Source organism: Streptosporangium sp. NPDC050284 (genome assembly GCF_044459525.1).
Taxonomy (GTDB): Bacteria; Actinomycetota; Actinomycetes; order Streptosporangiales; family Streptosporangiaceae; genus Streptosporangium.
The window spans coordinates 669400-689325 of sequence record NZ_JBITIZ010000002.1 but is presented as its reverse complement, the minus strand read 5'-3'; the positions used below and the strand labels follow the sequence as shown (position 1 = coordinate 689325).

General features: G+C 69.1%; 20 protein-coding genes. 6 read left to right on the top strand and 14 right to left on the bottom strand.

Annotated features, from left to right (window positions below; all coding sequences use genetic code 11):
* Window positions 1–130 precede the first annotated feature (130 nt).
* Together ACIBH4_RS07505 and ACIBH4_RS07500 are read right to left on the bottom strand one after the other, a co-directional pair.
* Complete coding sequence (locus ACIBH4_RS07505; RefSeq protein ID WP_362520553.1) at window positions 131–475, bottom strand: DUF1036 domain-containing protein; 345 nt, start codon at window positions 473–475, stop codon at window positions 131–133.
* A gap of 2 nt (window positions 476–477) precedes the next feature.
* Complete coding sequence (locus ACIBH4_RS07500) at window positions 478–702, bottom strand: hypothetical protein (RefSeq protein WP_362768607.1); 225 nt, start codon at window positions 700–702, stop codon at window positions 478–480.
* 521 nt (window positions 703–1223) lie between these two features.
* Between ACIBH4_RS07500 and ACIBH4_RS07495 the strand changes: the two genes are divergently transcribed.
* Window positions 1224–1979 carry an ABC transporter ATP-binding protein gene (locus tag ACIBH4_RS07495; protein WP_362520544.1) on the top strand — a complete coding sequence of 252 codons (756 nt, stop codon included), beginning with the start codon at window positions 1224–1226 and terminating at the stop codon, window positions 1977–1979.
* Window positions 1964–3763: a hypothetical protein gene (locus ACIBH4_RS07490; RefSeq protein WP_362768610.1), complete on the top strand. Its 1800-nt coding sequence runs from the start codon at window positions 1964–1966 to the stop codon at window positions 3761–3763. Before ACIBH4_RS07495 ends, ACIBH4_RS07490 begins: the two co-directional genes overlap by 16 nt.
* On the opposite strand, the gene ACIBH4_RS07485 is transcribed toward ACIBH4_RS07490, so the two are convergent.
* The gene (locus ACIBH4_RS07485) at window positions 3747–4364 is read right to left on the bottom strand and encodes a helix-turn-helix domain-containing protein (RefSeq protein WP_362520665.1); all 618 of its coding nucleotides are present in this window, start codon (window positions 4362–4364) and stop codon (window positions 3747–3749) included. The two genes, ACIBH4_RS07490 and ACIBH4_RS07485, sit on opposite strands and share 17 nt — an antisense overlap.
* 224 nt (window positions 4365–4588) lie before the next feature.
* On the opposite strand from ACIBH4_RS07485, the gene ACIBH4_RS07480 reads away from it, so the two are divergent.
* Window positions 4589–6169: an NCS1 family nucleobase:cation symporter-1 gene (locus tag ACIBH4_RS07480; RefSeq protein ID WP_362520538.1), complete on the top strand. Its 1581-nt coding sequence runs from the start codon at window positions 4589–4591 to the stop codon at window positions 6167–6169.
* Window positions 6169–6909, top strand: coding sequence for an aspartate/glutamate racemase family protein (locus ACIBH4_RS07475; RefSeq protein ID WP_362520533.1), 741 nt, complete (start codon window positions 6169–6171; stop codon window positions 6907–6909). The genes ACIBH4_RS07480 and ACIBH4_RS07475 overlap by 1 nt, the downstream gene beginning before the upstream one ends.
* Before the next feature lie 102 nt (window positions 6910–7011).
* Here ACIBH4_RS07475 and ACIBH4_RS07470 read toward each other — a convergent pair whose 3' ends face one another.
* Window positions 7012–7662, bottom strand: a complete 651-nt coding sequence (locus tag ACIBH4_RS07470) for a hypothetical protein (RefSeq protein WP_362520531.1) — start codon at window positions 7660–7662, stop codon at window positions 7012–7014.
* Window positions 7663–8194: 532 nt separating this feature from the next.
* Here ACIBH4_RS07470 and ACIBH4_RS07465 point away from each other — a divergent pair.
* Entirely contained in the window at window positions 8195–8743 is a 549-nt protein-coding gene (locus tag ACIBH4_RS07465; protein WP_362520528.1) for a pyridoxamine 5'-phosphate oxidase family protein, read from the top strand.
* Here the strand turns inward: ACIBH4_RS07465 and ACIBH4_RS07460 are convergent.
* Window positions 8703–9836: a glycosyltransferase gene (locus tag ACIBH4_RS07460; RefSeq protein ID WP_362520525.1), complete on the bottom strand. Its 1134-nt coding sequence runs from the start codon at window positions 9834–9836 to the stop codon at window positions 8703–8705. The two genes, ACIBH4_RS07465 and ACIBH4_RS07460, sit on opposite strands and share 41 nt — an antisense overlap.
* A gap of 215 nt (window positions 9837–10051) precedes the next feature.
* Window positions 10052–10264, bottom strand: a complete 213-nt coding sequence (locus ACIBH4_RS07455) for a DUF397 domain-containing protein (protein ID WP_362520522.1) — start codon at window positions 10262–10264, stop codon at window positions 10052–10054.
* A 158-nt stretch (window positions 10265–10422) separates the two neighbouring features.
* Between ACIBH4_RS07455 and ACIBH4_RS07450 the strand changes: the two genes are divergently transcribed.
* Window positions 10423–10953: an ATP-binding protein gene (locus ACIBH4_RS07450; protein ID WP_362520519.1), complete on the top strand. Its 531-nt coding sequence runs from the start codon at window positions 10423–10425 to the stop codon at window positions 10951–10953.
* A 271-nt stretch (window positions 10954–11224) separates the two neighbouring features.
* On the opposite strand, the gene ACIBH4_RS07445 is transcribed toward ACIBH4_RS07450, so the two are convergent.
* From ACIBH4_RS07445 to ACIBH4_RS07410, 8 genes are all read right to left on the bottom strand, one after another.
* Window positions 11225–11599 carry a nuclear transport factor 2 family protein gene (locus ACIBH4_RS07445; RefSeq protein ID WP_362520516.1) on the bottom strand — a complete coding sequence of 125 codons (375 nt, stop codon included), beginning with the start codon at window positions 11597–11599 and terminating at the stop codon, window positions 11225–11227.
* Between the two features lie 544 nt (window positions 11600–12143).
* Window positions 12144–13058 (bottom strand): LysR family transcriptional regulator, encoded by a 915-nt coding sequence (locus ACIBH4_RS07440; RefSeq protein WP_362520513.1) that lies wholly within the window; start codon window positions 13056–13058, stop codon window positions 12144–12146.
* Between the two features lie 117 nt (window positions 13059–13175).
* Complete coding sequence (locus ACIBH4_RS07435) at window positions 13176–14348, bottom strand: glycine C-acetyltransferase (protein WP_362520509.1); 1173 nt, start codon at window positions 14346–14348, stop codon at window positions 13176–13178.
* Window positions 14349–14466: 118 nt separating this feature from the next.
* Complete coding sequence (gene tdh / locus ACIBH4_RS07430; protein WP_362520504.1) at window positions 14467–15495, bottom strand: L-threonine 3-dehydrogenase; 1029 nt, start codon at window positions 15493–15495, stop codon at window positions 14467–14469.
* Between the two features lie 385 nt (window positions 15496–15880).
* Complete coding sequence (locus ACIBH4_RS07425; RefSeq protein ID WP_362520501.1) at window positions 15881–16978, bottom strand: SPFH domain-containing protein; 1098 nt, start codon at window positions 16976–16978, stop codon at window positions 15881–15883.
* 75 nt (window positions 16979–17053) lie between these two features.
* Window positions 17054–17491, bottom strand: a complete 438-nt coding sequence (locus tag ACIBH4_RS07420; protein WP_362520496.1) for an NfeD family protein — start codon at window positions 17489–17491, stop codon at window positions 17054–17056.
* Window positions 17492–17662: 171 nt separating this feature from the next.
* Window positions 17663–18808: a fumarylacetoacetase gene (gene fahA / locus ACIBH4_RS07415; RefSeq protein WP_362520493.1), complete on the bottom strand. Its 1146-nt coding sequence runs from the start codon at window positions 18806–18808 to the stop codon at window positions 17663–17665.
* On the bottom strand, window positions 18808–19887 hold the full coding sequence (locus ACIBH4_RS07410) for a hypothetical protein (RefSeq protein WP_362520490.1): 1080 nt from the start codon (window positions 19885–19887) through the stop codon (window positions 18808–18810). Before ACIBH4_RS07410 ends, fahA begins: the two co-directional genes overlap by 1 nt.
* Between the last annotated feature and the right edge of the window lie 39 nt (window positions 19888–19926).

Sequence of the window (19926 nt, the reverse complement as noted above, 5' to 3'; positions counted from 1 at the left end):
TGCGTAGGGGGGACGGACCCTGAGAAGGGAATTTTGGTATCCGTCTCTCAGGAGGCGCTCATCCGCGTCCGCTCTCACTGTGGCGCGGGGCCGGTCAGGGCCGGGCGGCGCGTCAGGTGAGGGGAGCGCGTCAGGCGGTGAGATTCACGTAGTAGCGCGCATAACCGTTCATGTCGACGAGTCGGGTGCCGACGCGCCTCGCGGCGGTGCTGCCGATGTTGATGCAGGAGTCGAAGGCGTTCTGGTAGACGTACATCGGGCCGTAGGAGCCGGTCCAGACGGCTCCGTTGGCGGCTTCTGCGTAGAAGGCGGCGTAACGGTTGTCGGTGTTGAGGACGAACGCCTCACCGCCCGGGTCGATGGGCCACCAGCCCCGGGTGCCCCACTGGCCGTAGTCACGGCAGCCGTCGGGGCTGTAGAACATGATCGCGACCCACACCTTGGAGGTGTAGCGGTTGCGGAAGTGCAACTGCATCTCTACTCCTCCTCTTCCGGTTCCGTGAATCGCGCGGCGAGGGGTCTGTCGTCGATCGGCTGGTCGGCGATGGGAGGCAGGTGGTCGCCGGTCTTCGCGACGACGGCGGCGCGGTCGGCCGCCCCCGGTCGCTCACTCGTCTCGCCCGTCTTGGCCGACTCCGCGTCCGCGAACGCCACCCGAGGGTCGGGAGGGCGCTCTGTGCCGTTTTCCGGCATGGTGCTCACCTACATTCGTTGAGTTCGTAGAGTGATCGCTTGATAACATACAGTCACTTTCAAGGTCATGTAAAGAATCGTTTTCATTTCCGTCGGCAGCCCTGCGGCATGACGGCCGCAGGGCTGTCACCGGTCCGCGGAGACCCGGCGAATGCCCGGAGCGTTCAGCGCCCTCGTCCCGTCAACGGCCGAGTCTCCGGTGTCGGCGCACCGGGAGGGGCGGGAAGAACAGGGCGGGCCACGGCAAGCCCGTCGTTGACCCTCCAAGAGGGCATTAAACGCGAAACGGGTGCATAGGTCATGTGGTGGCCCGGCCTCACGTCGGGTGCCGGGCGAAGGACCGGGCCATGTCGGGTCGCGAACAGGTCGAGGCGGGTGGTGGATCGGTCTGCGAGAGTGACCGCACACTCCCTATGGCGACGGGCTGGATCTAGTCGGTAAGTTCTCAAACGCCCATATTTGTTGATCTCTGTCCCGGCCACTTCGCGTGCGAACGACCGACTTCTTCATCCCGCGATCCGGAGTACCCCATGCCCGCAGCACTTGAGATCCACGGTCTGTGCAAGACCTTCGGCGAGAAGGTCGCCGTCGATCACGTGGATCTGAACATCCCCCAGGGCTCCTTCTACGGGCTCGTCGGCCAGAACGGCGCCGGCAAGACCACCACCCTGTCCATGGCCGTCGGCCTGCTCCGCCCCGACGAGGGCCACGCGCGGATCTTCGGCGCCGACGTCTGGTCCGACCCGGCCACGGCCAAGACGCTGGTCGGCGTACTGCCGGACGGGATGGCCATGCCCGAACGGCTCACCGGCAGGGAGGTACTGACCTATCTGGGGCTGCTCCGCGGGCTGCCGCGCGAGGTCGTCGACCAGCGCGCCGAGGAACTGCTGTCGGTGCTGGAGCTCGACGAGGCGGAGAAGACGCTCGTCATCGAGTACTCCACCGGGATGCGCAAGAAGATCGGCCTGGCGACCGCCCTGCTGCACGCGCCGAGGCTGCTCGTGCTCGACGAGCCCTTCGAGGCCGTGGACCCGGTGTCCGCCGCGACGATCAAGACGATCCTGCGCGGCTTCGTGGCCGGTGGCGGGTCCATCGTGCTCTCCAGTCACGTCATGGCCCTGGTGGAGCAGCTCTGCGACCACGTCGCGGTGATCGACAAGGGCAGGGTGGCCGCCGCGGGTTCCCTGGACGAGGTCCGCGGAACGGGCTCCCTCGAGGACACCTTCGTCGGCCTGGTCGGCACCGCCGACGGCGGGGTGAAGGAGCTGACGTGGCTGTCGAGCTGACCATGGTCAACATGAAGGTGGCCGTGCTCCGTCACTCGATGACCGGGCAGCGGGCCGGCTTCGTCGCGATGGGCGCGGTGGTCGGCCTGATCCTCGCGGCCGGCACGATCTTCGTGGCCCTCTCCCTTCCGGAGCTGCTCCCGGCCGTCTACGCGGTCTGGATGCTGGGCTGGATCTTCGGTCCCGTCTTCGCCGGTGGTGGTGACGAGACGCTCCGCCCGGAGTACTTCACGCTGCTCGGCCTGCGACCGCGCCGCCTGGCCTCGGGACTGCTCCTGGCGGCCTTCGTCGGGGTGGCGCCCGTGATCAGCCTGCTCGCCCTGACCGGGCTCACCGTCTTCGGCGTACGCCAGGGTGTCGCGGCCGCGCTCGTCTCGGTCCCCGCGCTGCTGCTCCAACTCGCGATGTTCGTCCTGCTCTCCCGGGTCGCGGTCGCCCTGCTCGGCCTGGCCCTGCGCTCCCGCGTGGGTGCGATCGGCGCCGGCCTGACCAACGGCCTGATCCTGGCCTTCCTGGGTCAGATCTGGGTCGTCTTCGTGGCGCTCGGCGAGACGAACGGCATTCCGCCGGTGGTGACGACGGTGACTCGCTACCTGCCCTCCGGCTGGGGGACGGTCGCGGTCGAGGCGGCCGCGTCCGCAGAATGGGTGCGGGCCTCGGCCGCCCTCGGCGGGATGGCGCTGCTCGTGGTCCTGCTGCTGGCCGCGTGGGCGGCGCTGCTCGCCCGCAGGGCCGGGGCGTCCAGGGCGGCGACGAGGGGGCGCCGGCCGATCCGGGCCACCACCGCTTCGGGTGCCGTACTCGCCAAGGAGTTGCGCACCTGGTCGCGTGACCTGGTGCGTACGCACCAGCTGACCTTCGCCTTCGCCTACGGTGTGTCCTTCGCCGCGGCCCCGCTGCTGATGGGCTGGACGGGGATGCTGCCCTGGGCGGGCCCGCTGTTCGTCGTGATGGCCGCGGCGATGTCGGCGAACCTCTACGGCACCGACGGCACCGCGCTGTGGCTCACGCTCATGACGCCCGGCGCGAGCGACGTCCGCGGGCGGCAGCACGCGTGGCTGCTCACCGTCGCGCCCGTCGCCGTCGCGCTGACGGTCTCCCTCGCCGCGGTCACCGGCGGGCCGTGGCCCATGCTGCTCGCCGTCCTCCTCGCCCTGCTGGGCGGCGGCGCCGGACTGGTCCCCCTGGTCTCGGTGTACGGGCTCATCCCGGGCACCGACCCGCACCGGCGCGGCGGCAACCCGTTGCGCTCCACGGAGGAGGACGGCGCGGTCACCGGCATGGTGTACGCGGTGCTGGCGCTGACGGCCTTCACCGCGGCTCCCGCGGCGATCGCGGCCGGGTTCCTCGGCTGGGCGGGCGTGGCCGTCGGCGTCCTGACGGGGGCTCTGTGTTACTGGGGGTTCGGGCTGCTCGCCGAGCGGCGGCTGTTCGAGCGGGGACCCGAACTGCTCGACACGATGCGCACCGGCCGCAGGCCCGCCCCGAAGCCGGGCGCGCGCGGACGGCTCCCCTTCGACTCCCTGCCGCGCCACGAACAGATCATCATCGGGTTCTGCTTCACGGTCGGTGCGATCCCGCTGTTCCCGCAGGGACTGCTGGCCGGCTATCTCAAAGTCTCGGAGAGCCCGACGCGCTCGTGGTTTCTCGCCCTCTACCTGCCTCCGTGGCTGCAGTGGCCCACGATCGTGTTCATGGTCCTGCTGGGGGTGGCCCTCTACACGACGGGCGTGGTCCTCTCCTATCGCCGTAAGGAGTCTCCGACGATCAGTGATGGACGATGAGCCAGGTCGCGACGGCGGTGACGGTCTCCGAGCGGTTGCCGATGATGTGGGGGCGGCTGCACGGGAAGGTGATGGAGTCGCCCTCGGCGAGGGTGACGACCTCGGACTCGAAGTCGATGGTGAGCTCGCCCCTGGTCACGGTCCCGACCTCGTAGCCCTCGTGCTTGAGGAAGTGGCCGTGCGCGTTGGAGATCGAGTTCGGCGGATAGGTCGACTCGAAGAACTCGACGTCGGGTGAGGGGGCGGGCGAGAGCCTGCGGAAGGTGATGCCGCCGCTGAGCCGGATGGGGGCGACCTCCCACGAGCGCCGGATGGCGAACCCGGGGGGTGCGCTCGGCCCCGCCGGGTCGGCGTCGGGCGCCTCCGCGGTGTCGAACACGGCCGCGAGGGGCACGCCGATCGCGGAGACGAAGGCGATGAGCCTGCTGACGGACGGCCGCATCGTGCCGAGCTCGATCTGGGAGACGGCGCTGGGCGAGATGCCGAGCTCGCGCGCCAGGGCGCGCAGCGACATACCCGATCGGAGCCGCAGTTCGCGGAGCCTGCGGCCGAGGTGCTCGTTCGTGATCGCCTCGATCTCCGCGCCGGGTTCCGGGGTCATGGCTGTCACGGCCTCCACACCAATTGTCACAAGGCCTTTACGCGGCCGAAATTAGGGGTCGGGTGTCAAGGCATACATTGACGGCAGCTGTTAAGTGACCACTTAACAGCCCACGCCACAGCCCCTGCGGGGGCGACTGCGTCAATCCCGAGCACCTTCCGCCCTGGCACACCCGCGCGCGGGACACACCGGTCTCCCGCACCGTACCCCCCACGGAAGCCGACATGACCGAACACAGCGCACCGTCCCAGCCGAAACTACACGACGTCGTAGAGGCCGCGGGCATGCCCGTCGGCGACGGCCTCGTCAAGCCCGACTACGACCCCCGGCTCGCGAACGAGGACCTCGCCCCGCTCCGCGAGCAGAGATGGTCCTCCTACAACATCTTCGCCTTCTGGATGTCCGACGTGCACAGCGTCGGCGGCTACGTCACCGCGGGCAGCCTGTTCGCCCTCGGGCTGGCGAGCTGGCAGGTCCTCCTCGCCCTGATCGTGGGCATCGTCATCGTGAACGTGTTCTGCAACCTGGTCGCCAAGCCGAGCCAGGTCACCGGCGTGCCGTACCCGGTCATCAACCGGGCGATCTTCGGGGTGCGCGGCGCGAACATCCCCGCCATCATCCGCGGGCTCATCGCGATCGCCTGGTACGGGGTGCAGACCTACCTCGCCTCCCAGTCGCTCATCATCATCTTCCTCAAGTTCTGGCCCGCGTCGGCGTCGCTGAACGAGGGCGGCTTCCTCGGCCTGTCCGCGCTCGGCTACATCTGCTACGCCATCCTCTGGGTGGCACAGGCGGCCGTGTTCTGGAGGGGCATGGAGGCGATCAGGCGGTTCATCGACTGGGCGGGGCCCGCCGTGTACGTCGTCATGGTCGTGCTCGCCGTCTACCTGGTCAGCCAGGCAGGCTGGGAGAACATCAGCCTCGACCTCTCCGCGGGCGAGAACCTCGACTTCGGCGCGTCCATCCCGGTCATGCTCAGCGCGATCGCCCTCGTCGTCTCGTACTTCTCGGGGCCGATGCTGAACTTCGGTGACTTCTCCCGGTACGGGAAGTCGTTCGCGGCGGTGAAGAAGGGCAACTTCCTCGGGCTGCCGATCAACTTCCTGTTCTTCTCGCTGCTCACGGTGATCACCGCGTCGGCGACCGTGCCCGTGTTCGGCGAGCTCATCACCGACCCCATCCACACGGTCGAGCGCATCGACACACCGTTCGCGATCCTGCTGGGCGGGCTCACCTTCGTCATCGCGACGATCGGCATCAACATCGTCGCGAACTTCATCTCCCCGGCGTTCGACTTCTCCAACGTGAACCCGCAGAAGATCAGCTGGCGGACCGGCGGCATGATCGCGGCGGTCGGCTCCGTGCTGCTCACGCCGTGGAACTGGTACAGCAATCCCGACGCCATCCACTACACGCTCGGCATCCTCGGCGCCCTGATCGGGCCGCTGTTCGGGATCCTGATCTCCGGCTACTACATCGTGAGCCGCCAGCGGATCTGGGTGGACGACATGTTCACCCTCGAACCGACCGGCCGCTACTTCTTCCAGGGCGGCTACAACCCCAACGCGGTCTGGGCGACGGTCCTCAGCGGGGTCCCCGCGATCGTGTCGGTGCTCGTGCCGAAGATGCTGCTCGACCTGGAGCTCACCACGATCGACGTGACCTGGATCGCCGACTACAGCTGGTTCGTCGGCTGCGGGCTCGGGTTCGTGGCGTTCACCGTGCTGGAGCGGATGTCGCCGAGGATCGGCGGTCTCGACCGTGACACCGACCGGGTGTCGGACGGCACGACCCTGGTCGGTTGATGAACCGCGTCGAACTCCGGGTGATCAACCCCAACACCGCCCGGGCCATGACCGAGAACATCGGCCGGTGCGCCCGGGCGGTCGCGGCGCCGTCCACCGTCGTCACGGCCGTGAACCCGGCGATGGGCCCGGAGTCGATCGAGAGCCACTACGACGAGGCCCTCGCCGTGCCCGGCCTGCTGACGGAGATCGCGGCGGGCGAGGCGGCGGGGGCGGACGGATACGTCATCGCCTGCTTCGGAGACCCCGGCCTCGACGCCGCCCGCGAGCTCGCCTCGGGGCCGGTGGTCGGGATCGCCGAGGCGGCCATGCACGCCGCCACCCTGGTCGGCCGCAGCTTCAGTGTCGTGACGACCCTCGCCAGGACCACGGGCCGGGCGTGGGACCTCGCCACCCGGTACGGCTTCGCGGGCGCGTGCCGGGGGGTGCACGCCTGCGACATCCCCGTACTTGAGCTGGACGACCCCTCCTCGGACGCGCGCAAGGTGGTGACCGCCCTGTGCGCGGAGGCCGTGGAACGGGACGGATGCGACTCGATCGTGCTCGGCTGCGCGGGCATGGCCTCCTTCTGCGCGGACGTCTCCCGCGCCGTCGGCGTCCCGGTGATCGACGGCGTCACCGTGGCGACCAAGCTCGTCGAGTCGCTCGTCTCCCTCGGCCTGCGGACGAGCACCCGAGGCGAGTTCGCCCCTCCCCGCCCCAAGAGGTACACGGGTCTGCTCCGCGACTTCTCCGTCTGACGTACGAGACCCGGCGCCCTGTCCCTCGATGTCCCTCGACACCGCGGGACAGGGCGCCGGCCGTTTCGTTCGGGAACCTCGTACGTCTCCACCCTCGAAGAGCTACGTTCGGGGCGCCCCGTACCACCGCCAGGCGGTCAGGCGCGGGCGTCCGGGAAGTTCGGCGCGGCCGGTGGCCCACAGCAGGGTGGGCCAGGGGTCCGTGTCCGTCGGGGCGTCCGGGAACAGCCGGGCGAGCGTCCGCGCGCACAGGTCCGCGGGCGGGGTCCAGTCGAGCCCGAGCCCTTCGGCCAGGTCGTGGGTGTGCACCAGGGTCTCCACGATCCCCATCGCGGCGAAGCCCTCGGGGTCGGACGCCCCGTGGCCGTGGTGGGCGCGAACCTCCGGCGGCGTCGTCCGCACCATGGCGACCAGCAGCGCGCCGCACGCCTCCAGCGCCTGCAGCAGCCCGGCCGGCCCCGCCGCCCGGTCCATGTGGATCGCGTTCGCCGGACCCTGCGGGCTTCTGCGCTCCCATGCGAAGGGCACGGCACCCTCCATCGGCGGCGTCCGGGGGCCGATCTGGGCGGCGTAGGAGAAGAGGTCGTCGGCGAGGTGCTCGGCGGTCTCCCAGCAATCCCACTCCAGCGAGCCGGCCCTGCCCTCCCAGGCCGCCGGAGGCGCCTTGCGAAGGACACCGACGGCGAGCTGAACGGCCAGGTCAAGGTCGTCCGCCGACACGAGGGAAGATCCGGTTTCGGTTGATCGGTGCATGGAGGGAACGATATCTGGCGCTCTGTCCTTCGGCGCCGCGACGCGGAACAGGGTACCGGTTGCTCAGGAACCCTCGTAGAACCCTCCCGTAGCCTGGCGAATCGCATTCAGCACGAAAGTCTTGCCCAGACGGTGGCCCTCTGGACACTACGCCAAGTCACCATGGCTGCAGCACGGCATGAGCGTAACCCGGCGGCACGCGCACCGTCTGGAGATCAGGCTGTGGCACCCAGCCCAGGGCCTCCATGAGTTCGGCACGTGTTGGATTCCTCCGACGCAGATCCTTCGCGTTCTCCTTGTGACGAGGCTGTCCACCATTGCCGCAGTCAATCGCTACCTGTGGCCCCCTTTTTTTCTGGTGATTCCACAAGTCTTCATGGACCAAAGACAGACGGAGCCACTGCGCGACGTACGGTCCGCCAGATGGGGGAGAAACATGACACAAGGTGTCGGGTTTTGGGGCGAACATGGGCTCCTCGGTCGGCGTCGATGCTGGGCGTGGACCGGGCCCTACGGATAGACAAGGACTTCAATGCGCGAAACGCCAGCAGAGCTCAAAGAGCTCCAGGCCCTTCTCGATGACTCTCTCTCCCGCTCCACCTCGCACCTCCGCTCGATCATCAGCGACGAGCGCACCCTGAGCGCGCAGCAGCTCACCCAGATCCTCACCGGCATGTGCCCCCTCGCGCTTTCCACCGTGACGGCGAAGGGCGAGCCGCGGATCAGCGGGGTGGACGGGCACTTCCTGCACGGAAAGTGGCACTTCGGTACGGCGCGCAACGCCGCCAAGGCCCGCCACCTCGCCGCCCGGCCCGCCGTCAGCGCCGCGTACATGCGCGGTGAGGAACTTGGCGTGTTCACCCACGGCACCGTGGAGATCCTCAACCCCCAGGACGGTGAGCCCGCCGCGGACTGGCCGGACCTGCTCACGTACTTCAAGGACTTCTACGGCGACGACGCCTTCGACTGGACCAACGAGGTGGTCTACTACCGGCTGCATCCGCACTGGACGGCTGTCTACGCCGCCGACGTCGCGAAGCTCACCGCGCCGCCCCAGCACCGGCCACCGGGTAGCGGCTGAAGATCTCGGCTCGCTGCGTCGCCGACGGCCGGTGGAAGTAGAGCAGCTCGCCGGAGGTGTCCACGCACTGGACCGGGCCGGCCAGCTCGGCGCCGAGGGTCTCGTCGATGACGAGAAGATCGCTCGTCGCACCGCTGGCCGCCAACTCCGCCGTCGCGGCGTCGACCGTGTCCTCCTCGACCACCACGAGCCGGTAGGTGCCGGGCACCGGCAGCCGGCCGTCGAGGGCCCGCGCGGCGAGCTCGAAGCAGCGCATCGCCTCCACCCAGCCGATCCGCCGGCCGGCGGGGTTCATGGCCAGGCCGACGATCGACTGGATCGCCACTTCGGGCGCCTGATGCTTGGCCATCATGTAGGCGAGATTGCGGACCCAGTCGCCGTACATTCCGGCGTCTATCCCCCGGCGCCGCTGGTGGTAGGCCACGGCCGAGACGTTGAAGGCGAAGGCCAGTCCCGCCTGCCGCAGCCGATACCCCAGGTCGGTGTCCTCAAGTCCCCAGCCGAGAAACGCCTCGTCGAAACCACCGAGGCGGCGCAGGTGCTCGACGCGCACCGAGGCGTTGCAGGTGAACAGGAGATGCCAGCAGATGGCGAGCCGGTTCATGTTGCCCGAGAATTCGGCCAGCAGCTGCTCGCGCGGGTCACCCCAGGCGACGGCGGGCATGGCGTCAAAGGTGAATTCGCGGCGGAGGCGCTCCTCGTCGAAGTCTCCGTCTCCGAGGTCCGGGCGGGGGCCGATCACCACGAGATCATTCCTGAGCCGGTGATAACGGACGTGTTCGGCGAGATAGGTCGGCCCGACCACCGTATCGGCGTCGACCATGACGATGAGTTCCCCGGTGGCCTTGGCGATGCCCGCGTTACGGGCGGCTGCCCGGCTCGACCGATCGGTGCGCGGAAGGTGGAGGTAGGTCAGATTGTCACGGCCCGCCAGCTCGGCGACCATCTCGCCGGTGCCGTCGGTGGAGCCGTCGTCGGCGACGACGATCTCGAAGGAGTCTTCCGGATCGAGCACGCTGTGCGCGAGGGTGTACAGCAACAGGCGCAACTTGCTCCGCACGTTGAAGGCGGGAATGACGACGCTGACCTTCACGAAACCTCCTGTGAATGGGCGACAAAACGACCGTGGCGCGGTAGGGCAGCACCCTGAGCTCCCGGTTGTGACGGTGACGGTCGTGGTGATCACCCCGTCCACCGGGAGCTCTCTTGCTTCGTCAGGCGAAGGCCGGGCTCTCGATCACGCTGTGATCGGACAGCGGTCCTCAGCGGGATGAAAAAGGTTCGCCGCTGTGGCGTTTCCTTGGGTGGTCAGTCGAAGTGGCCGTTCTTCACGCCGGTGATGAAGGTGTTCCATGCGGTGGGGGTGAGGACGAGGGCGGTGGCGGTGGGGTTTTTGCTGTCGCGGATGCCTCGGTGGCCGTGGGAGAGGCTGGCGATCTCGACGCAGTTGCTTCCGTCTCCGCCGGAGAGGGGGGATTTACGCCAGTGGGCGGTGTGAAGTTCTTGGGTCAGGTCGTCCATCGCTGGATCGCCTCCTTGATCATGTCGTGTGAATCGCTCCGGGGTAGGGCATCCGCACGGATCAGGTCATATCTGAATTCTAGCCTTTTTACCTCTTCGACCCGCTCGCTCATCCGGTCCCCGGTGCTCTGGGAATCTCGGTCGGAAGGCGCAATCCCATGGAACCGGAGACGTTTAGCGAAATACTTCTGCTCGGTAATGTCGAAGCCGCTTCGAGGGCGCGGGAGAAGGTTCGTAAATGGCTGGGGGAGAGTCATCCGGCCTACGAGAACGCGCGGCTGGCCGTGTCCGAGCTGGTGACCAACGCCGTCCGGCACGCTCGGCACGGGGTGAGCGGGCAGGTCGGGGCCGGTGATGACGACCCGCTGATCCTGCGGTTGCCGGCGTACGGTGGCCTGCTGCGGGTCGAGGTCGTGGACGCGGGCCTGAGCGTCGAAGAGCCCCGCCTTCGGGCGGACCCGGTGTGCCTGCTGATGGAGAACGGCCGAGGGCTGGCCATCGTCGGCATGCTCTCGGGCGGAAACTGGGGCTACCGCTCCCACGGCCGGCAGCCCGGCCGGACCGTCTGGTGCGAGCTTCCCTCGGGTCCGCTCCCTGATGAGGACCTCCCTGAGCCGTCAGGCCCATCGGCCCCAGCAGCCCCGTCCGCTCCGGATGATCTCCTTCCCGGACCGCCCGCCTCCGTCTGAACGGAGGCCCGGCAGCGGCCGGGACCCTGAACCGCCCCCGGCGGGTAGTGGCACGCGGGTCCGTCCCCCAGGAACCCGCGACCTGTGCCGCCCCGGCTCCACCTCCCCCGTTGGAGCCTCCGCCGGGGGCCTCGCCACGATCAGCGGATACCGCCGCGCAGGGGCGAGGGGCGCCGCGACGCTTCGGTACAGCCGAATATCGACCTCGCGAAGACGGCAGACGCCCGGCGCGGTGTGCCGGAGTGCGTCCGGCATTCGGGTGAGCCGGAAGTCATTCCGGGGAGTCGGCGAAGATCACTATTTCGTCGATGTCGCCCTCGACGGTGACGTGCACCACGTCCATCCCGGTCAGCAGGCTCCGGCCCGAGGCGTCCTCGTAGCGCCACCCGAAACGCGCCCACTCGCCCGGTGCGTCCACCCGGGTCGTACGGACCATCCGGCAGGGGCCGGACGGGTGCCCCTGCACCACCTCGGTGATGAAGTCCTCGACCGCCTTGCGTCCGACACCTCGGCCCAACGGCCCCCAGAAGACGACGTCGGCGGTGAGGGCGCGGCTCAGAAGCGTGGCCCGCTGGGCCTGGTCACCGGTGTTGGCCGCCGCGATGAAGGCGTCAATGGCGTGATCATGAAGAGCGTCGTCTGTCACTTCGCGATGATAGCCAGCCGACCCGCGCCGCGAAGACGCGGGCGCACCTCGATGTTCCGCAGGAACGAACGCGGGCCGGCCCCATTCAAAGCGTCGAACACCCGAGAGGTGCGCTCACTTTCCCGGTGTGTTCACTCGGGGCGTGTGGGGCGTGCGGGATATGTGGGCCGGAAGAGGTCATTGGAGGGTGGGGGTGGGTAAATCGCATTTCAAGAAGATGCAACCCGCGATGCATCCATGTATCCCTTGCTTCACGAAAAGCCCCATACAGAACTTTAAGGATGGGGGGGACATATGTACTCGGTGCTCCAGGCAGTGGTCGCCGGGCTGGTCGCCACGACCGCTCTGATGATGGGGGCGGTGAGCCATCACTGGCGCCATCGCCGAAACCGGTTGCCCCTCCTGGCGAAATCGTGGACGGACGACGAGGAGCTCACCTCACCTCCGAAACCTCCGAAACCTCCGAAACCCGAAGGCGAGGACGACGGTCACCTCGCTGCCTCGTACATACCGAAGATGCCCTCGGTCGCGACGAGCGTCCGCGTCACTGGTATGGAGTCCTGTGCAGTGTCGTCGCAGCGTCCTGGAGGGCGTTCAGCAGGGGGACGAGCAGGGGGTGTCGTTCCGCGCCTCGGCGTACGGCGGTGAAGACGCGGCGTTCCGGGCCGGGCACCGGGCGGATCACCACGCCGGACGGGTCGGTGCCGCGCAGGGCCAGCCGGGGCACCATCGCCACCCCGGCCCCGGCGGCGGCGAGCGCGACCACCGCGCTGAAGTCGTCGGAGGAGTGGGCGAACTCGGGGGTGAAACCCGCGTGCTCGCAGGCCAGCGCGATCACGTCGTGACAGGGATTGCCGGGGTAGGGGCCGATCCACGTCTCGCCCGACAGGTCCGCGACCGTCACCTCGCTCCCGGAGAGGCGGTGGCCCCGGGGGAGCACCAGGTCGAACGGCTCGGAGTAGAGCGGGATGCGCGACAGCCGCCGGTCGTCCTCGGCGGGAGCTCCGCGATACTCCACGGCCACGGCGGCGTCCACTGCGCCGTCCAGGACCATGGTGAGGCTCTGGTCGCCCTCGGCGTCCAGGACACGCACCCGGATGCCGGGCTCCTTGTCCCGCAGGGCGCCGACCGCGGGAGCCACGACGAGCCCGATCGCGGTGGCGAAGGAGGCCACCTTCACCTCACCCGCCGTACCGGCCGTGTAGGCGGCGATGTCGGCTTCCGTCCGTTCCAGCTGGGCGAGGATCTCGTTGGCGTGGTCGAGGAGGATGCGCCCGACGGCGGTGAGCCGTACCCCCCGGCCGTCGCGGTCGAGCAGCCGGTGGCCGACCTCGTGCTCCAGGGCGGCGAGCTGTTGGGAGACCGCCGAGGGGGTGAGGTGCAGCGCGGCGGCGGCCGCGGTGACCGTGCGGTGGTCGGCCACCGCACGCAGGGTCCTGAGCCGCCGCGTGTCTATCACCTCTTTATTCTCGCCGAGGTCACTCGCTGACTACGACAAATGCTCTTTTGGAGGTGCCTGCCAGCGGGCTGAGCCGGCGTTCGGCCGCAAAAGGGTTCGTTCGTGGGCGAACGCCGTTCAGCCGCGGGCGGTGGCGAAGGCCTCCAGCGCGCGGTCGACGTCCTCGGACGAGTGGGCCGCCGAGAGCTGGACCCGGATGCGGGCCTCGCCCTTCGGGACGACGGGGTAGGAGAAGCCGATCACGTAGACGCCCAGCTCCAGCAGGCGTTCGGCCATCGCGGCGGCCTCGGCGGCGTCGCCGATCATCACCGGGACGATGGGGTGGTCACCGGGCAGGATGTCGAACCCGGCCTCGATCATGCCGATGCGGAACCGCTCGGTGTTGGCGCGCAGCCGCGTCCGTGCCTCGTCCGAGCCGCTGATCAGGTCGAGGACGCGCAGCGAGGCGGCGGCGATCACCGGGGCGAGGGAGTTGGAGAACAGGTAGGGGCGCGAGCGCTGGCGGAGCAGCTCGCAGATCTCCCTGCGCGCCGCCACGTAGCCGCCGCTCGCCCCGCCGAGCGCCTTGCCGAGCGTGCCGGTGAGGATGTCGACCCTGTCCCGTACGCCGTGCAGCTCGGGGGTGCCCCCGCCGCTGTCCCCGACGAAACCGACGGCGTGCGAGTCGTCGACCATCACCATCGCCCCGTACCGCTCCGCCAGGTCGCAGATCTCGTCCAGCGGCGCGACGTAGCCGTCCATGGAGAAGACGCCGTCGGTGACGATCAGCCTGCGCCGGGCGTCGGCGGACTCCTTGAGCCGCGCCTCCAGCTCGGTCATGTCACGGTTGGCGTAGCGCAGGCGCCGGGCCTTGGACAGGCGGATGCCGTCGATGACGCTCGCGTGGTTGAGCGCGTCGGAGATCACCGCGTCCCGGTCGTCGAGCAGGGTCTCGAACACGCCGCCGTTGGCGTCGAAGCACGAGCTGTACAGGACGGTGTCCTCCTGGCCGAGGAAGTCCGAAAGCCGCGCCTCCAGCTCCTTGTGCACCTCCTGGGTGCCGCAGATGAAGCGGACGGACGCCATGCCGAAGCCCCAGCGGTCGAGGGCCTCCTTGGCGGCGGCGACCACCTCGGGATGGTCGGCCAGGCCCAGGTAGTTGTTGGCGCAGAAGTTCAGCACCTCACCGCCGCCGGCCACGGCGATGTCGGCGCGCTGCGGGGTGGTGATGACCCGTTCGGGCTTGAGCAGCCCGGCTTCTGCGATCTCGTTCAGGGTCGTACGGAAGTCGTCGCGCAGGTTGTCGAACATCAGGCCGTCCAATCCGAGGTGATCTTTCCGGTTCCGCCGAAGGGAGGGCCGGACATCAGGGTGTCCAATCCGAGGTGGTCTCGCCGGTCGCGCCGGGGTCGCGGCAGGGGGCCGGGCATCAGGCCGTCCAATCCAGGATGACCTTTCCGGTCCTGCCTCCGGCGGCGGCGTCGAAGGCCGCGTCGAAGTCGCGGTAGGAGAAGCGGTCGGTGATCACGGGGGTGAGGTCGAGGCCCTTCTCCAGGAGTACGGACATGGCGTACCACGTCTCGTACATCTCCCGGCCGTAGATGCCCTTGATGGTGAGCATCGAGGTCACGACCGTCGCGAAGTCGACGGCGAACTCCTCGGCGGGCAGGCCGAGCATGGCGATCTTCCCGCCGTGCGACATGGAGGCGATCATGTCGCGGAGCGCCTTCGGGTTGCCGGACATCTCCAGGCCCACGTCGAAGCCCTCGCGCATGCCCAGCCCGTCCATGCCCTCCCGTACGGAGGTCTCGGCGACGTTCAGGGCGAGGGTGACCCCGAGTTTGCGGGCCAGCTCCAGCCGCTCGGGGCTGACGTCGGTGATGACCACGTTGCGGGCGCCCACGTGGGTGGCGACCGCGGCGGCCATCAGCCCGATCGGCCCGGCGCCGGAGACCAGCACGTCCTCGCCGACCATCGGGAACGTGAGGGCGGTGTGCACCGCGTTGCCGAACGGGTCGAAGATCGCGGCCACGTCGAGGTCGACCGGGACCCGGTGCACCCAGACGTTGGAGGCGGGGAGGGTGAGGTACTCGGCGAAGGCGCCGTCGCGGTTCACCCCCAGTCCGACCGTGCTGCGGCACAGGTGCCGCCGACCGGCCATGCAGTTGCGGCACTTGCCGCAGACCAGGTGCCCCTCGCCGCTCACCAGGTCACCGCGGATGATGTCCTCCACGCCCGGCGCCACCTCGACGACCTCGCCGCAGAACTCGTGGCCGACGACGATCGGCGTGCGCAGCGTCTGCCGGGCCCATGCGTCGAAACTCCGGATGTGCAGGTCCGTGCCGCAGATCCCGGTGCGCAACACCTTGATCAGCACCTCGCCGGGCCCGACGGACGGCTCCGGTATGTCGATCAGCCACAGACCGGGCTCGGCCCTCTCCTTGACCAGTGCCTTCATCGCGGATTCCCCCTCGGTTTCGACCATACGCACTGTGCCCGGTCGCCTTCGGGGGTGTCCATCGCGGTTTTCTTAACCCCGCCCACAGCGTTGCTTCACGCCCGGGTCCCGGGACCTGGAGGGATACCCAGACATTTCTCCCTGAACCGGCCGGACAAACGACCCCGACCGCGAGATCTCGGCTGGAGCACCGGTCAGGTGGTCCCATCAGCCCTTGATCAGGCGAGCGCCGGCTGCGACGACCCGATGCCGGGCGCGGATGCCCGCGCCGATGAACACAGGGCGAATCACCAAGTGATCGGTGTCCTGTGAGCTTCGGTCATGAAAAAAGGTCCTCCCGCCCGGATCGCCGGGCGGGAGGACCAGGAAGAGAAACCCTCCGGGGTCAGGGGCGGTGCTCCCCCTGAAGGTGACGCTCCTGCTGCGACTCCGTCTCCGCTCCGAGGAGGCCGTTGCCGGGAGGGGACGCCGGGGGCGCGTTGAGCTGGCGGGGACCGAGATCGGTCTCGGCGGCCTCGGCGACCGCGTCGGCGGCCGCCTGCTCGGCCTGCTTCCTCTCCTCGGCCGCCGCCTCGTTCACCCTGGGGGTCTCGCGGACGGCCGACGACTGCGGCAGCGCCTCGGTGAACGCCTTGGAGACGCCCTGGATGGCGGAGGTGACCTCGCTGGGAATCACCCAGAACGTGTTGTTCGGGCCGTTGGCCAGCTCGGGCAGGACCTGCAGATACTGGTACGCCAGCAGCTTGGGGTCGGGGTCGTTGCGGTGCACGGCCTGGAAGACCTCGTCGATGGCCTGCGACTGACCCTCGGCCTTGAGGATCGCGGCGCTCCGGTCACCCTCGGCCCGCAGGATCGCGCTCTGCTTGTCACCCTCGGCGGTCAGGATCTGCGACTGCCGCTGGCCTTCGGCGTTGAGGATCGCGGCGCGCTTGTCCCGCTCGGCGCGCATCTGCTTCTCCATCGCCTCCTTGATGCTCTTCGGCGGGTCGATGGCCTTGATCTCCACCCGGTTGACCCGGATGCCCCACTTGCCGGTCGCCTCGTCGAGCACTCCGCGCAACTGGCTGTTGATCGTGTCACGCGAGGTGAGCGTCATCTCCAGGTCGAGCGAGCCGACGACGTTACGCAGCGTGGTGACCGTGAGCTGCTCCACGGCCTGGATGTAGTTGGCGATCTCGTACGCGGCGGCCCGGGGGTCGGTGACCTGGAAGTACAGGACGGTGTCGATCTCGACGACCAGGTTGTCCTCGGTGATCACCGGCTGGGGCCTGAAGGAGACGACCTGCTCACGCAGGTCGATCATCGGATAGACCCGGTCGATGTACGGGATCACGAAGTTCAGGCCTGGCTTCAGCGTGCTGTGATAGCGGCCGAGTCGTTCCACGTTGCGGGCTCGCGCCTGGGGGACGATGCGCACCGAACGGATCACGGTGAACACCGCCAACAGAGCGATGAGCAGTCCGGCTACGAGTAGAGGATCCATGGCGTCACTCCCGACGTGGATTTATTTATGGCGGCACTCCCGCGGTCTGGCTGGATGGGCAGAGGGGCCGTGGCGTCACTCTCGTGGATACACGAGTGCGGTCGCGCCTTCGATCTCGATGACGTCGACGGTCGCGCCGGTGGGGATCACCAGAGTCTCGTCGTAGGCCCTGGCGGACCACTCCTCGCCGCCGATCCGCACCAGGCCGTCCCTGCCGGTCACCTCGCGCAGGACGTAGGCGGACTTGCCCACCATCGCCTGGATCCCGAACCGCTGGCTCCGGGGTTGCAGCTTGGCGATGTGGCGCTGGGCGACGGGGCGGACCATGGTCACTCCGGCGGCCATGGAGGCGACGAACACCACGAGTTGGAGCGGGATCGGCAGCCCCAGCGCGGCGGCGATGGAGGTGATGAGGGCGGCGCCCCCGAGCAGGCCGAGAGCGGTGGTCAAGGTGAGTATCTCTGCGACACCAAGCGCCACAGCCAAGATCAACCAGATGACCCAATACTCCATGCTCCGACCCTCCTGTCCTATCTTGTACAACGTTCCGGACGTCAGGTAGGTTCCTTTGCTCACCGTATGCTTTTCACCGGGTCGCTGACAGACCCGGTTCTCCCCGTCGGTCGCCGATTTCGAGCGCCGAGTGCGGGGGCCTCGGCTCATCCCTTCCCCCGAATCGCCGGGTTACCGCGCGGGCTCGATCCTTCCGGAAACCTCACCCAGAGCGATGACGGTTCCGTCGGGTCCCGGAGCGGTCGCGGTGATCGTGACGGTGTCCCCGTCCTCCAGGAAGGTCCTGGCGGAGCCGTCGGGGCCGTCGGGCAGCTTCAGCGGCTCGGTCCCGTTCCAGGTCAGCTCGATCAGCGAGCCGCGCTCGCCCGGTCCGGAGCCGGAGACCGTACCGCTCGCGTAGAGATCGCCGGTGCGCAGGGCGGCGCCGTTGACGGTCATGTGGGCGAGCATCTGGTCGGGCGTCCAGTACATGTCCCGGTACGGGGGCCGGGAGACGACCTCGCCGTTCACGGAGACCTCCATCCGCAGGTCGAGTCCCCACGGCTCCTCGCGGCGCAGGTAGTCGAGCGGCTCGGGATCCTGCAGCCTGCCCTCGACACGCGCCTCCGACAGGGCCGCGAGCGGGGTGATCCACGGAGACATCGAGGTGGCGAAGGACTTGCCGAGGAACGGGCCCAGCGGGACGTACTCCCACGCCTGGATGTCGCGGGCGCTCCAGTCGTTGACCAGGGTCACGCCGAACACGTGGTCCTCGAACCGCCCCGCCCGCTCGCCGAGGGCGGTCGGCGTGCCGACGACGAATCCCAGCTCCGCCTCGATGTCCAGCTTGGCGGAGGGGCCGAAGACCCCCGCGCCACGCTGCCCGGAAGGCCGGGTGACCGGGGTGCCGGACACCACGACCGTCCCCGCTCTGCCGTGGTAGCCGACCGGCAGGTGACGCCAGTTCGGCTTGAGCGGTTCCTCGTCGGGGCGGAACATCCGGCCCAGGTTGGAGGCGTGCTCCAGCGAGCAGTAGAAGTCGACGTAGTCGGCCACCTCGATCGGCAGGTGCAGGGTGACCTGGTCGAGGGGGATGAGGTGCGGCTCCACCACCACGTGGTCGGTGCTCAGCTTGTTCTGGATCAGGGTCCGGGTGTCCCGCCACGCGGCCGGGCCCCTGGACATGAAGGCGTTGAGCGATCCGGTGGCGAACACCTCGTCGTGCAGGGCCCCGGCCAGGTCGACCACGTGGTCTCCGTACCGGACGCCGACGCGAGGGGTCTCTCCCTCGTGACGGGAGAAGACTCCGTAGGGCAGGTTCTCCAGGCCCCAAGCCATCACACGCTCTCCTCTGTTGTGCCGGAGGCGGTCCCATCGTGGGTCGCTCTGCCGGTGTTCGCTGTATCGGGCACGGCCGTTCCGGGGACGGCCGTGCCGGTGCCGGCGGTGGTGTTGTGGGGCGCCGTGCCGGCGGGGGCGGGCGGGCGCCGGGTGATCAGGCCCAGGGCGACCAGGTCCTCGATCGGGGTGTGCGTGTCGCACGACCCGTACGACACCAGCAGCTCCCTGGCGCGCGCCGAGGTGTCGTCGGGCACGGCCTGTGCCAGCCGTACCAGCTCGCCGACGTCGGTGAGCTTCAGCACCGGCACCGGGTCGCGGTCCTCCACGGCCGCGCAGACCGCGAGGACCAGGTTGAGGAATCCGTGCCGGTCGACGCCGAGCGCGGGATCGAAGTGGCGGACCGCGTTGTGCAACCCCGCGGTCGCCTTGAACGGCACGCCGTGCCTCGCGCAGTGCGCGATGAGGGCGCCCAGGTCCGCGGCGCTGGGAAAGGCGCCCGCGGTCAGCCCGCCGCAGCGGAACTTCAGACCGGGGCCCTCGCCGTCGCGCGGCAGGGAGGTCAGGGAGGCCAGGAGGGCATGGTCGCCGGCGGACACCTCGACGAACAGCCGGGCGTCGCCGGGCAGCCGTCCGGCCAGTCGCTCCCACACCGCCCCGGGGGTCTCGCCCGGCGCCTGCCGCACCTCGACCAGCTCGACGGCGACGTCCTCCAACGGAGGTATGTCGGGGGTGTCGAGGATCAGACCGAGCCGGATGGGAAAGGTGAGGTGGTCGCGGAGCTCCCCCAGGCGTCCGGTCGGGCAGAGGAAACGGTGGGTGAGCACCGGGTCGTTGCCCGCCAGGTCGTTCCTGTGGCGTTCCAGTGCCTCCGCCATCGGCAGCCCGGTCGGCGGGAACAGCCCCGCGTCGTCGACGAGCTCCCGGAAGAGCGCCGCCGTTCCCATGCCCACACCGCTCACACCCGCGCCGTCCACATCTGTGCCGCTCACGTCCGTGCCGTCTACACCCGTACCGCTCACGCCCGTGCCGTCCACGCCGGCGCCCGTTCCCGTACCCGTGCTCGCGTCTACGCTCATGGTTCTGCCCCTACCCCGTGGCGGGTCGGAGGTCGCGCT

What these genes read in the sequence shown, in the direction of transcription:
- ACIBH4_RS07505 (WP_362520553.1), bottom strand. Translation starts at nt 475, where the DNA reads ATGCAGTTGCACTTCCGCAACCGCTACACCTCCAAGGTGTGGGTCGCG.
- ACIBH4_RS07495 (WP_362520544.1), top strand. Translation starts at nt 1,224, where the DNA reads ATGCCCGCAGCACTTGAGATCCACGGTCTGTGCAAGACCTTCGGCGAG.
- ACIBH4_RS07485 (WP_362520665.1), bottom strand. Translation starts at nt 4,364, where the DNA reads ATGACCCCGGAACCCGGCGCGGAGATCGAGGCGATCACGAACGAGCAC.
- ACIBH4_RS07480 (WP_362520538.1), top strand. Translation starts at nt 4,589, where the DNA reads ATGACCGAACACAGCGCACCGTCCCAGCCGAAACTACACGACGTCGTA.
- ACIBH4_RS07475 (WP_362520533.1), top strand. Translation starts at nt 6,169, where the DNA reads ATGAACCGCGTCGAACTCCGGGTGATCAACCCCAACACCGCCCGGGCC.
- ACIBH4_RS07470 (WP_362520531.1), bottom strand. Translation starts at nt 7,662, where the DNA reads ATGCACCGATCAACCGAAACCGGATCTTCCCTCGTGTCGGCGGACGAC.
- ACIBH4_RS07465 (WP_362520528.1), top strand. Translation starts at nt 8,195, where the DNA reads ATGCGCGAAACGCCAGCAGAGCTCAAAGAGCTCCAGGCCCTTCTCGAT.
- ACIBH4_RS07455 (WP_362520522.1), bottom strand. Translation starts at nt 10,264, where the DNA reads ATGGACGACCTGACCCAAGAACTTCACACCGCCCACTGGCGTAAATCC.
- ACIBH4_RS07450 (WP_362520519.1), top strand. Translation starts at nt 10,423, where the DNA reads ATGGAACCGGAGACGTTTAGCGAAATACTTCTGCTCGGTAATGTCGAA.
- ACIBH4_RS07435 (WP_362520509.1), bottom strand. Translation starts at nt 14,348, where the DNA reads ATGTTCGACAACCTGCGCGACGACTTCCGTACGACCCTGAACGAGATC.
- tdh (WP_362520504.1), bottom strand. Translation starts at nt 15,495, where the DNA reads ATGAAGGCACTGGTCAAGGAGAGGGCCGAGCCCGGTCTGTGGCTGATC.
- ACIBH4_RS07425 (WP_362520501.1), bottom strand. Translation starts at nt 16,978, where the DNA reads ATGGATCCTCTACTCGTAGCCGGACTGCTCATCGCTCTGTTGGCGGTG.
- ACIBH4_RS07420 (WP_362520496.1), bottom strand. Translation starts at nt 17,491, where the DNA reads ATGGAGTATTGGGTCATCTGGTTGATCTTGGCTGTGGCGCTTGGTGTC.
- fahA (WP_362520493.1), bottom strand. Translation starts at nt 18,808, where the DNA reads ATGGCTTGGGGCCTGGAGAACCTGCCCTACGGAGTCTTCTCCCGTCAC.
- ACIBH4_RS07410 (WP_362520490.1), bottom strand. Translation starts at nt 19,887, where the DNA reads ATGAGCGTAGACGCGAGCACGGGTACGGGAACGGGCGCCGGCGTGGAC.